General features: G+C 41.1%; 7 protein-coding genes and 2 tRNA genes. 5 read left to right on the top strand and 4 right to left on the bottom strand.

What is annotated here, in order from left to right; all coding sequences use genetic code 11:
- Positions 1–21: 21 nt before the first annotated feature.
- A complete protein-coding gene (locus tag J3492_RS09725) occupies positions 22–2208 on the bottom strand; it encodes an ATP-dependent helicase (protein ID WP_207991854.1) in 2187 nt (728 codons plus the stop codon).
- Positions 2209–2794: 586 nt separating this feature from the next.
- Here J3492_RS09725 and J3492_RS09720 point away from each other — a divergent pair.
- From J3492_RS09720 to J3492_RS09705, 5 genes are all read left to right on the top strand, one after another.
- Entirely contained in the window at positions 2795–4444 is a 1650-nt protein-coding gene (locus tag J3492_RS09720; RefSeq protein WP_207991869.1) for a sodium:solute symporter family protein, read from the top strand.
- Positions 4445–4490: 46 nt separating this feature from the next.
- Positions 4491–4625, top strand: coding sequence for a putative transporter small subunit (locus J3492_RS13245; RefSeq protein ID WP_243453205.1), 135 nt, complete (start codon positions 4491–4493; stop codon positions 4623–4625).
- A 218-nt stretch (positions 4626–4843) separates the two neighbouring features.
- Positions 4844–4917, top strand: a tRNA-Cys gene (locus J3492_RS09715).
- 126 nt (positions 4918–5043) lie between these two features.
- Positions 5044–5130, top strand: a tRNA-Leu gene (locus J3492_RS09710).
- 162 nt (positions 5131–5292) lie between these two features.
- The gene (locus tag J3492_RS09705) at positions 5293–6654 is read left to right on the top strand and encodes a tyrosine-type recombinase/integrase (protein ID WP_207991853.1); all 1362 of its coding nucleotides are present in this window, start codon (positions 5293–5295) and stop codon (positions 6652–6654) included.
- Positions 6655–6760: 106 nt separating this feature from the next.
- Here the strand turns inward: J3492_RS09705 and brxL are convergent, their stop codons facing one another.
- The 3 genes from brxL to J3492_RS09690 all read right to left on the bottom strand — a co-directional run bounded on the left by brxL (position 6761) and on the right by J3492_RS09690 (position 13269).
- Complete coding sequence (brxL, locus tag J3492_RS09700; RefSeq protein ID WP_207991852.1) at positions 6761–8812, bottom strand: protease Lon-related BREX system protein BrxL; 2052 nt, start codon at positions 8810–8812, stop codon at positions 6761–6763.
- A 100-nt stretch (positions 8813–8912) separates the two neighbouring features.
- On the bottom strand, positions 8913–11183 hold the full coding sequence (locus J3492_RS13445) for a PglZ domain-containing protein (RefSeq protein WP_207991851.1): 2271 nt from the start codon (positions 11181–11183) through the stop codon (positions 8913–8915).
- Between the two features lies 1 nt (position 11184).
- On the bottom strand, positions 11185–13269 hold the full coding sequence (locus tag J3492_RS09690) for a DUF262 domain-containing protein (protein WP_207991850.1): 2085 nt from the start codon (positions 13267–13269) through the stop codon (positions 11185–11187).
- Between the last annotated feature and the right edge of the window lie 5 nt (positions 13270–13274).

Raw genomic sequence — 13274 nt, 5'->3', positions numbered from 1 at the left:
AGCCATGCGTCATACCCCCACTCACCACCATACCGGATCTTCACTCGCCAGCGCTGCCAAGCCTTTTTTGGATGTCTTGACCTCGACCTCATCAGGCGATAACTCAGCGATAAACCGTGACGGCTTATCAAAGTAGCCTGAATAGCTGGCGAAGTAATCAGGCGCCATCAGATACAGTTTGGTTTTGGCACGGCTACAGGCCACATAAAACAGTTTACGCTCCTCTTCTAACGCTTCAAAGTCATCAACTGAGCGATGATGCGGGGTGATGCCATCGACTAAGGAATTAACAAAAACCACGGGCCATTCCAGCCCTTTAGCACTATGAATGGTAGAGATGGTCACTTTATCTTTATCAGCATTGTCTGATTGACTGGTCGTTGCCACTGAATCGTTGGGCGGATCGAGTGCCAAGTTTTCTAAGAAGTCATCGAGGCTGCTGTACTCTGTCGCTAGGTTTTTTAGCACGCGAAAATCCTCGCTACGCTCACGCCAGTTTTCTTCTATAAGCTTTAGGACCGGAATATAAAAGCTCAACACCTGCTCAATAACTGCTTCTACAGACTCTGCTTGAGCAGCTTTTGTAAGGGTGTGATATAACGGCTCAAGCTGAGGGCTTTTTTTAGTGAATGTCGGCGCTATTAAGGGTTTAAGCGAGTTATTATCACTATTAATCGCCTGTGTTAAGCGAGTGGCAGTCACCGCGCCCACCCCTCTAAATAACGTTAAGATGCGATGCCAAGCGATAGTATCGTTGGGGTTATACAGCACCTTGATAAAGGCCAAAACGTCTTTGATATGACGTCTTTCGATGAACTTGATACCTCCGACCACGATAAACGGAATACCTCGCTCCATAAACTCAAGTTGAATGTAGTTGGACTGAAACGACGTTCGGCATAGCACCGCAAAGTCATTGTAGTCATAGTCGTCTTTATGCTCAATGATTTTGTCAGCGATGGTCTTGGCTTCTTTTGGCTCGTCACTGGCACGACTAAAGGTGGGCTTATCACCGACTATTACAGCGTTTGAGTACAGCTGCTTTTGGTAGCCCAATGTGATTTGCGCTGACAGCGCATTGACATAGTTTAAAATCGCAGGTGTACTGCGGTAGTTTTGTTCAAGTTTAATGAGGCTGGCCGCAGGGTAAGTCTCCCCAAAGAGCAAAATATTTTCATAATTGGCGCCGCGAAAAGCATAGATGCTCTGATTGTCGTCCCCGACCACCATCAATGACACTGACTCAGGTGCACAAATCAAGTCTATCAACTGTTTTTGCGGAATATTGGTGTCCTGATATTCATCGACCATGATGTAACGGTACTGATCTTGGATAAGCTGACGAAAGGTGTCGTTGGTCTTTAAGTGACGTACCACTTGGCTGATGATGTCGTCAAAATCATACAAATGATTGGCTCGTTTGTACTCATGAAAATCAATCGCCAACTGCTCGATGATGGGTATATGAACAGCGATATCAGGATAGCTGTCTTCGATCAGCTGGCGTATGGGAATACGCCGGTTTCTAGAAGTTGAAAAAATATTCTGTAAGGTCCTTTTACGTGGAAACGCTTGGTTTTTGGTTGGCGTAGGATGCTTTTTTTCTTTATATACCAGATCGATGGCATCTTCACTATCCCCTGTGTCTAAAATCGTAAATCTAGGGTTGATACCAAGTAGCCCTGAATACTGACGCAGTAATCTATTACAAAACGAATGAAACGTACCACTGGTAATGTCGTTTAGCGCAGTACTGGCCGGCAGCTTATCTTCGGACAGCGCACCATTAGATAAGGAGCTGGTCAGTAGTGCTTTGGCTCGACTTTTGATCTCATTGGCGGCTTTTCGGGTAAAGGTCAGTAGCAGGATACTTTTTGGCGCTACCCCATTTTCTAACAGATAGCTGGTACGATAAGTTAAGGTTTTAGTCTTCCCTGAGCCTGCCCCAGCAATGACCAATACCTTACCACTTATGGTAGTGGCTGCTAGCAATTGATCAGGGTTTAGCTCACTGGCGTAATCTACCTTTAGGCCCAGCCCATGACTGAGCCTTTGCTCTAGCAGCGCCTTATGACGATCATGATCAGTAGTAATTAAGTTTGCCTCTAGCTTCTTAATCGCTTGTTGCAGACGGGTAAGCTTAGGCTTAATCTCCATAAAATTCTGCGGATAATCATAGCGCTGCGTATCAAAAATTGAGGTGGTCATAGTGAAGTAGTACCTTTGCTAGTATGCTGTCTAGTGACAGCTTACCACAATCGTTCGATTACAGCGCTTACGTTGCGCCACTGTGACACTGCTCCGTCACTTATTTCGCCCCCTCTATCGACTGCATCATTTGAGATTAGAGAAGTAATACGTTACTCTTATGACCCATAACTGTTACATGTGTTTAACATGAGTGTCGTTTGACTGACTAAACTATTGCTCAAAACGAACACTGCAGGTTATGAGTCTATTGCAGTTGGCTTTTTAGCCGATCTGTCTATCACCATTGACCGACATTCAAAGCCTAGTAATCACGGGCTTAGCAACAACTAAATGAATGAAGGTTTGCAGCCACTGTCGCAACATGCAAATGCGTCCTCTGTCAGTGCAATGGCAATGCCATAATTTGTTGCAAGTCATTCACTGCGTCTACTGTTTGGGAACAGCCAGTGGCTATGTATCACGTTGCACAGCTTGCAGCCGGTGGTAGAAACTTTAATAACTGATTGATAGCTGAGGTTATAGGATATAACGTCAGCTTTTTTATACTTAATAATAGCGAGGTATCAATTTGAAAACTGAGTCATTGTTCCAGTTCTCAACGCTGACCATTGTGTTATTGTTGTTGGCGTTTTATGGTGGTACATATCTGCTGTCTTTATTGATTAAAAAAGACAAGGAGACGACCTCTGGGTTTATGGTCGCAGGTCATGGTGTCGGCTTCGGTATGGGGGCGGCGAGTATGACGGCCACATGGATTTGGGCGGCATCTTTTTATGCAGCGGCCACTTCTGGCTACAAATACGGCGTGTCAGGGCCAATACATTATGGCTTTTGGGGCGCCTTGATGATTTTATTCATCTATCCATTTGGTAAGCGTTTTCGTGAGCTTGCGCCCAACGGACACACCTTAGGCGAGCTCATCAATGCCCGCCATGGATCATCAAGCCAATTAATCTTAGCAGTATCCAACCTTATGGGCAGCTTAATTAGCTTGATGGTCAACTTCACCGCCGCTGGTGCCTTAGTATCTGTACTATCCCCTTTATCCTTCCAAACAGGTGTGATAGTCGCAGGCGTCGGCGTACTGAGCTATACATTAACGTCAGGCTTCCGTGCTTCGGTCTTTACTGACTTTGCACAGCTGATTGCTCTAATGGCGATTGGTGCCATCATTATTCCTTTGATATTGTTTTCAATGGGTGGTCCCTCTGCGATGGTTAGTGGCTTACCCAACCTAACCCTACAGCAGCAGGACTTCTTTTCTTCTGAAGCCTTCTTCCTGCAAGGTGCGCCCTACTTCGTGGCAGTATTGGCCTATGCCATTGGTAACCAAACCATTACTCAGCGGCTGTTTGCCATTAAAGAAACCAAAATCAAATCAACCTTTTTTACCGCGACCGTCGGCTATGCTGGTATCGTCATCGGTTTGGGTATGATTGGTCTGATGGCTCTAACGGTCGGTATCGAGCCGCTTAATGGCGATATGAACAACTTGATACCACAGATGGTCAGCACCTACTTGCATCCGGTATTTATTGGGTTGTTTTTTATCTTAGTCATCGGTGCCCTATCATCAACAGCTGACTCCGATTTGTCGGCATTATCGACGATTATGATGGCGGATATCTATGGCAAAAACATCGCCAAAGGCAAGGTCAAGCCCAAAACCATGATACTTGTGGGTCGCACGACCATGATTGTTGCTACGGTTTTAGGTCTGATATTTGCCAGCTTTAAGTTAGATATTTTGGTGATGCTAGTATTTGTCGGTGCCTTATGGGGTGCGGTAGTGTTCCCTGTGATTGCCAGTGTGTTTTGGAATCGAGTCACCAATGTTGCCTTTACGTCCTCTGTAGTTGTGGCGCTGATTTTCTTTTGTATCGCTCGTTTTGAGCTGGTACCAATCACTGGTTATACGGCGCTATTCTTTGAAGTAATGGCGAGTGTCGGAGCTGCTGTTGTCATCGGTTTGATGGTATTTGGTTTCTTAGGCCGCAAGATGGGTCTGTTTGCCGCTGCCATCACATTGATCCTGATGCTCATTTATGCGACAGGATTTTTGCGTCAGTACATGGTACTGGTCGCTTCCTTGACCGCTTACGGTGTGAGTACTATCGTTTGTGTGGTGGTCAGTCTGATGGGCGATGAGCACTTTGATTTTGATTTGATCAAGCAGCGGGTTGGTAATTATGACAAGCCCAAAGTCAACGCACAGTCAAAAACCAATGCTTAACCCTTTATCGCTCATTGTCTGAGCAGTATTCTCATAAGGAGCTAATATGGACAACGTATATGTATACGGGTTTTATATTTTAATTTGGCCGGCGCTCACATTGGCCGTGTTGATACTTATCTGCACCGCCACTTACCGTGATGTCAAGAAGGCCCGCCGCCAAAACAAAGATATCGTTTAGGATATCTGACATATCACACTAGCTACAAGGCCACGCTAACACAGTTAGCGTGGCCTTTTCTTAATAATCAATGCTTTAGAGATCAGTCCCTAAGCCAGTAAGATCTGCTTATATAGATTCAACAACCTCTCAAAGTACTGATTTAGAAAAATAACTCAAATTTGGCAAAAAAGAGCTTGTAATTTAAAATATCTTTGCTAATATAGTCGACCTTGATTGGCTGGATGGCAGAGTGGTCATGCAGCGGACTGCAACTCCGTTAACGCCGGTTCGATTCCGACTCCAGCCTCCAATTATTTATTAACGTCATGTTAATTTTAGCTTGCATTACTAGCATAAATGCTTATAATAGCCAGCACTTATCTAACAAGCCAAATGCTTATAAACAGCCTTTGATTAGGTAGATAATAAAAGTTTTGCCCGGGTGGTGAAATTGGTAGACACAAGGGATTTAAAATCCCTCGATCGCAAGATCGTGCCGGTTCAAGTCCGGCTCCGGGTACCATTACATAGTTCTATACTATCTTATAGAGTAGCCAAAGCCCCTGATATCAGGGGCTTTGCTGTATCTGACGTCCTATACTGTCTTTTAATATCTATCCCAATCCATGCATCTGATGTACACTACTATGTACACTGGAATTTAAATGTACATTGGGTGGCAGTCATGGGAACACGCAAGCCAATCAGCTCTGATCGCAGCATCAGCAGTCACAAGGCCGAAAACAAAGAATATCTAGTCTCTGTTAAACACCATCCGATGCTATATTTGATGGTCAGACCCAATGGTACTAAGTCTTGGCTTTATCGCTATAAGTCCCCTACCTTATCTAAAAATAAACGTATCTCACTGGGTATTTACCCAAGTGTGTCGTTTGCGCGTGCCTGTGAGATGTGGCGTGACTATGAAGAACTGCTTAGCCGTAATATTGACCCAAAAGACTATCGTGAAGAAGAAAAGAAAACACTATTAAGCAATACTAATAATAGCTTTAATCATTTTGCTTGGGAGTATTTTGATAGCTTAGATCAAACTCAAAAAAGCAATACACTTATTCGTAAAAGAGGTCGGCTTGAGCTGATTTGCTCATACATTGGTAATGAGCCAATCAGTGAGATCAGCTCGCCTAAAATGCTTGAAGTATTATTAGACATCCAAGCCAACTCATTAAACAAAGCTGGCAAGCCCACAGACAAGGCTGAACGCTGTGCAGGTATCGCTAGTGAAGTATTTATTTATGCTGGCGCTCGCGGCTTTTGTACGAGCAATCCTGCGGCGCTAATCAAGAGTCAACTGGCTAAATCAAGCTACGGTCATCGCCCTGCTATTACCAAACCTAAAGAATTAGCTAAACTGCTACGTGATATAGAGACTATAGAAGGTGATCCAAATACGATAAATTCCCTTAGGCTATTAGCATTACTGTTTGTGCGTAATGGTGATCTCAGGCGCATGCGCTGGGCTGATTTGGACTTAGAGGCTGGCAGGTGGACACTAAAGCCGCTAAAGGGGCAAGGCAAGGTAAACATGGTCAAAGACATGGTGGTTCCCCTACCTCGTCAAGCTGTGGCAATCTTACGCGCGCAGCAGCAAATCAATGGTCATACTAAATTCGTCTTCTACAGTGAGACAGCAAAAAAGCATCAGATCATCTCTGATGCGACAGCGAATAAACGATTAAAAGATTTGGGCTACCAAGATGTACATTGTGCTCATGGTTTTCGCGCGACAGCAAAGACCATCCTACAAGAGCAATTAAAGTACCCGCTTGTGCTTGTTGAGATGGCATTGGGTCATACAACCAAAGATCCTAATGGAACCGCCTATGGTCGATTTGAGTACATTGATGATCGTAGTGAGATGATGCAAAACTGGGCGGACTATTTAGACGCATTACGAGAAGGCAGAGATACCGCTAAGTTTAGAGCGGATGTTAAAGATACAGCTGACCCTAATGCCCAGCTGCAAGCGTTGATTGCTCAGCTGGGAGAGGATCAGGTATTAGCTATGTTGAAGAGTAAGTCTTAAATATCTGACTGTTAAATGAACTGAGAAATATAATATTAGCTAAAAAGCTACTTTTAGCTAATCGTGTTAATCAGGAGTTTTCACTTGAGCTGTTTGTTATTATTGATTAATCCACAAGAATAGCTTTTTGCATTAGCAATTGATTGTTTTGATAAAACTGTATGTCAGTGTTACCCAACACCGTAGCAGGTATACCTGTTAGCTCTGATAAATTATCAATTGGTACGACCACAGACTTCGCACCGTTATCAGAAAGCATAGTAATTTTATCTGCAAAGTTAATAGCTCGCTCCACAGCACCACCGACAGAAATATTCCCAAGTACAGCAAGTCCAGACTTAAGGTTCTTTTTATATAAAGCTGACACTATGGCTATGTACACAGCTGAGCCAATACCTGATGATATTGAAGCCCCTAGCATATTGGTGATCTGAATAGTTATATCGTAATTCTTAAGAGAATGCTGCTCATTTAGAATCGTTTTTTCATTGGCATTTATATACTGGTAGGTGTTTTTGATATTGTCTTTAACAACCGTATTATTAACTCCAGATATATACATCTTACCTGATCCAGAGGTGACTACAGCCTCGATTCTAACCAAAGCCAAACTATCACCATCACTAGTACAAGTGTAACAGACGCCTGGTGGTAATGGTGTATTTTCTATTAAGTTCGAGCCTTTCTCTTCTGGTAAACCAACGAAGTGCTCTTCTTGAGTTTCTTTGTCGATATAAGAAAAGTTAGTCTCCCAAAACTCCATACCGCCAATACGCTTAAGCTGCTCTTTGACACGTCGGCGCATTTCGAGTGCAATCTCTAAATATTCTCGAACATCTTCTTTCGTGTACTCTCCATCAGGATGCATTAGCTTGATAAAGCCAGAAACAGTCTTTTTAACAGGCTTGGTATCACGCTGCTTAAGATGAGATCCTAATGAAAAGTAATCCTCTAGGACGTCTGTATAAGTCACTCTACGCAGGGACTTGAGCGCTTCTGAAAAATAATCTGTACTAAAGCCAAAATTAGAGGTGAAGTGATGAGGTGAAAACTTAATCATCTCCCAACCCGGAAGATAAAAATGGATACGATCTAAAAATGCTGTATCGTTATTCACCTCATCCGAAAGTGGACTAAATAAGTGAGAAGTCTGTAAGACGGTTTCCACTGGCTGGTTAATATTACCGTTGAAAATTATCGAGGCAACACCAGTAATTTCCCCTCCAGCTCCTGCTCGTGAAAACGATCCTGACTCCATGTAATCTTTCATTAAAGGGATGGCATCTCGATCTTTGAAAATCTTATCTGTCGCTTCGTCAAAACAGATAGCATCCCATTGTCCTACTGACCCCACTTTGTTGGTAGTTCCGTGTACAAATAGCTTAGCGACTGTTCCTTGTCCACCAGATATCAATACTGCGTAGGGTGTTAGCTCTTTAAATACAAATGATTTACCAGTCGATCGTGGCCCCAGCTCAATGAAGTTAAAGTTACTTTCAACCATTGGTAATAAACGAGATAACAACAACATCTTGATGCGGTCGGTTACGCCTTCTGCATTAGGCTCATAGCCACAGCTTCTCAATAAAACATCTAACCACTCACTTTTAGTAAACTCTTTACGCTTACTAATTATTTTACTGTTGTCAAATGTAGATAACTGTATTGGCTTGATATTACTGATAACGAAAGGATAGATATTTTGGCCTATTTTGATATCAGAGTCGTATTCAACGTCAATGATTGCCCAAATGCCACCCATCAGCATTTTTTCATGCTCTGTAACTAGGCTATCTCGAATATTGCCATTTCTTATATTACTGTTTTGTAGACTAGCCCAGTACATATCTCTATTAGAGTCCAACTCAACTGAAATCTTATCAATGATCTTAAAGCGACCTTTTTCTCGTATTTTAGAGTGTATCAACGCACTTTCTTCAGGATTAACATAGTGCTCGCTAAGAATTTTCTTAACGTTGCTCATGCCCTCTTTGATCTTTTCTTCATCGTCAGTCGAGCAAGAGTTGGCAATTAAGTACTCCAATACAAATACAGGTACATTAGCCCCTACCTTGACTGAGCGTACTAGGTCTTTTTTTACTACATAACCTTTAAAATGCTCTAAGAGTTTTTGGTCTAACTCATTTAAGACAAACATTGCCAATTCCTTGTTTTAACTCTTAGTAAATACCGCTAGGGCACTTAAAAGAAGCTCTATCAGTAGTATCGATACTAATAATGAATGAAGTATGAGCTTTTTAGAAGAGCCCACCTAGATCGCGATCATTATTCTTTTTGACCACAACTCGATCAAGCTGCTGTTTCGTTACAGCATCAATGAGTTGCACCTCAATTTCGTTATGACCATCAAAGGTATACTCTTTACCGAGCTCGCTGTTACTTTGAATAGCTATTACATCACTCTTATTAATGATGCTCTTATTAGCTGAAAATAACAGCATGACCTTTCGCTCTTGCGTGAACAGGTCTACTTCACTTGCATTTGCTTTTAATGCTATTCGATAAAGCTCACCAGTGACGCTAAGCAATTCACTTTTATTAGCAATAGACACCTCTAAGTTTAATCCTTCATCACTGTCTTTTGACCAACAAAAATATGGTGTGACAAGCTCTTGAGGTGCTAGGCCTCCGTGAGCAAACCCATAGGTACTAGGCGTTTTGAAAGGACTCATACTTTTAGCAAAGTAAAGATAATTAAAGTTTTTGTAGCTTTTAGCTTTCTCAACAAACTTCTCTGTAAAACTGCTATCTTGTTTATCCACAGTCCACATATAGCGCTCATATACGCTTGCTTCACCTGTAGGTTTATTAATAATCTTATCAGCTTCAGTTAGAAGCCCCGTTAGTACAAAACCATGATCCGTAATGAGATAAACTTTTGCATAACCAATTTTTAATAGCTGGTTGATTTTTTCACCAAAGAAATCGATGGACTCAGGGAAGTATTTTAGCGCTTTACTGTTGAGCTTATCTCCCATGTCATCGATGTCTTTATAAGTACAAATTAGCACGCGACCTGTCAAAGCTTCATCGTTCACTTCATCTAGACGTATATAGTCGATACTGGTTCCAGAGTTTTTTGCTGTGAGGTATTTTTCACGCTTACTCTGTATAGGCTCTACGGTGCCATCAGAGATATAGATATGGCTCATGTTGTTTTCAGTGACAGAAGGCCAGTCAGCAAGAATATGTTTCCGTGTTAGCTTGCTGTCGCTGCCTAAGCTTTCGACCTTTATCGCTACCTGTTCAGCTATCTCATAAGCTACCCCATCACCTACGATGACTGCAATCTTACCGTTGTTTGAATCAATGATGTCTTGTAATATGCCAGTCTGATCTTCTTGATACTGATCGAAATACATAAACCATTTATCTAAGAATAAGGCAACGTAGCCTTTATACAACTCTTGAAAAGGATCAAGAACATCGTCTTGTTGCAAAAATTCAGTATATAGATTACGTATTGCTGTATCTAAAGGGCTGAAGTGGTCTTTATAGTAATCGACACATTCAGCAAAAGTATTTAGATAGGCAATATTTTTGGGTTCAAACTCCAGCAAGGTAATTATGTCTTTCCAAAAGGTAATGCCTACTGCTTGAGCCTGCTTGCTCTTATGGCGTTGTCTTAGTTTAGCTATCAGCTGAGACTTCTCTCCTTGCTCAAGCTTGTTATTAGCCAACTTATTACCTATTTGCTTCAACCAATTGTTATCTACCTGCCTAAAAGGGTGGTTTGGATCAACTCGCCATATATCCACGTTTGTATCTAACGTGTATTTAGTAAGGTAAGCTGCAAATGAATCGCGATAGCTCATGGAGTCTAACCAAGTGCAGTACACTTCCATTAGTGTGCTATTACAGCTATTGGTCGCCAGACCATCTAATAAGGCCTTGACGACTTCATCAGCTAGTGTTTTGGCTGGCTTGTCCATATATTCTTGGCCAAGAAGATCGTTAACTTTACGATAAAAAGTTGTACGTATTTCCTGATCATACTTTTCTGTTTCATAGCCTTTCGGATCATGAACGAAAGGAAGCAGCTCTTTTTTAAGATCAAATATCTCAGACGCACCTTTATGACTTAAATCCATCCAGTAAGTACGATCTTTACCAACACTCACTTTAGCAGCCGCTATCAGATCTTCTTTAGGTAAGTTGATATTAATGTTCAATGTCTCATGAACGTTGTCACTGACATAATTCTGTAGATAGCGTATTTCGATACAACCATTAGTTTCGCAATACTCACGTATAAAAGTAAGCTTACTTTTAGCGAGCTGGGTATAGATCACAAATTTTTGATCCAATAGAGAGTTTTGCTGTAGCGCTTTTTCAAGCTTATATTTAGCTTCTAGCTCATCCAACTCACCACTGGTACGATAGATCGTAGTATCACTTTCTAGAGTTTTTAATAAAAACTCAGCCTCACCGCTTTCATCAACGAATACTGCTACTGGATGCTTTTCATGGATGCGTGATAAGTCTTTCTTAAACCAAGTATCAATCACACTAGTTTTCCTCTACAAGCTGCTGAACATTATTAGTACTCATAAACTCTAGACCTAAGAGAACTAAAGCTTCTTCTTCACTCAACCTATCCTGATCTTCATCAATCATAGTTAATAGCGCTTTAAGCATCGAAATCCCTCTTTCTTTTATGGTCTCTGGGGTCCAATTAGGATATCTACTAGCAACTATCTGTGCACTCATTGAATCGTAACGATATCCTCTTGCTTTGTAACTAGAGCCTTTGTTTAACTGGTCTACCTTATGCTCGAATTGGTCATTACTAAAGCTAGCATTATCGCTGTGAGATATAGCAAGTAAGTTGCCCAAACTATTACAAAGCCGCGATCTTTGATCAGATGTATAGTCTTCAAAAGCTGACCATTTCTGCTGTATTTTTTGATAGTCTGATTTTTTTTCAGGAGTATCTTCACCTTTACAGTATTGATCATAGCTTAGAGCTGCACTTTGAGGGTATATATGCTCAATAGTATTCTTACCCTTAAAATCCTGCCAATTTAGTTTACTAGCTTGGGTAGATGTAAGGTTTTTAGCACGTAGAGAAGAGTCATATTCAAACAGAAAATAATGTATCCCTGACCAACCGTAGAATCCTTTGGAGCCTCTCGCTTCATGAATATTTTGCATCTGGTTTTTGAAAAATAAGAAGACATAATAATCTTTAGTCTGGTTCTGTATTTCATTGTAAGCATCTTTAGCAGATATGTTTGAATAATAAACTCTTGGAGCACGACGATAGAGCCTACTGTTACCTGTATGAGAAAGTCTGTCTGATACGTCAAATACCTTAAATGCGTAGTTCTCTAATGCTTCAATCATTGGCAGATAGTCGCTAGCGTTATTTTGTGATAAGGCAGCTAGGACAAGAGGTTTAAACGATGCTTGAAAACCCACACGATGAAGCCCTAGAATACTCAGTTTTATATTGTTTTCATGAGCTTCGAAGAATCTAGGGTGATGAATTTTATTCCATATAACGGCGCAACTTTGTAGTGACTTGACGTAGTGCCTAATATGATTCGCAGTGAGTGAGCTATCATAGACACGTTCAAGCGTAAAGTATTCATTGAATAGATGTATTGCATGGGCGTTTGATTCACTACGGTTATAGCGGTCAAAATAAGTGATCCAATGGGCTTTGATAAAATTATTATCACTTAAAGGAGATTCTTTATTTGCTCCCAAAGCCTGGTAAATGGTTATCCAGCCTTTATTGATAGAACTTATAAGGTCTTGCTTTTGTGCTATTGTAAAATTCTCTGATAATGAAGAGTTTTCTGAATCCTCTGATTTTACTTGAAACTTATCACTTAGGTACATCAGACGATTTTTTAACTTCTCTAGCTCAGATAATGGTTTGCCACGATTATTCATCGTTTCAAAAACGACGTATTCATCAAGATCCTCTGGTAATATATATTCGTTAAAACGTAAGTTACCAGTTACTCGGTCAAATAGCTCCTGCAAGGATTGCTCTTCGTTATCAGAGTCTTTCAAATATTGACTGACCATTTTTTCGAAGAAAGATTTGGCGTTTTTCAAGTTCTCGGTGTAAACGCTTTCACGACTATCGTCTTCTACTACGTCTAAACCTAGAATATGTTGTCTAAAAAATTTATCACTTGGGTTATCTTGGTCATAGCCAAAAATATACGCATACAGTCCATCTTTCTCGATATGTAAGTAACGAATGGTCGTATCGCCTTCTCTTATCCCAAACTCTTTGCCAAGCTTTTTAGCCTTTTCAACCATGACTGTGATAAGGATAAGAATGCTAGTTATACGTTGTTGTCCGTCTACAATAGCAAATTGCTTGTATCTTGGTAGCCACTGATACTCACAATCTTTGACTTCTACTAGAGTAAGTAGACCTGTGTAATGCCATTTTCCCTCTGGTATGTTAATAATATCGTTCCAGAGATCTATCAGTTCACCTTTCATTTTCTTTAAATTGTCAGCTTTGACATTGTCACCAGTTTCACTGTTACTCCAAGAGTAGCCTCGCTGATAAGACGGTATCCTTAGGATACGACTTGTAAAAACATCATGTATCGATTTTAAGTCCATTTACT

The organism is Psychrobacter coccoides (assembly GCF_017498085.1).
Taxonomy (GTDB): domain Bacteria; phylum Pseudomonadota; class Gammaproteobacteria; order Pseudomonadales; family Moraxellaceae; genus Psychrobacter; species Psychrobacter coccoides.
This window is presented reverse-complemented; position numbering and strand designations above follow the sequence as displayed.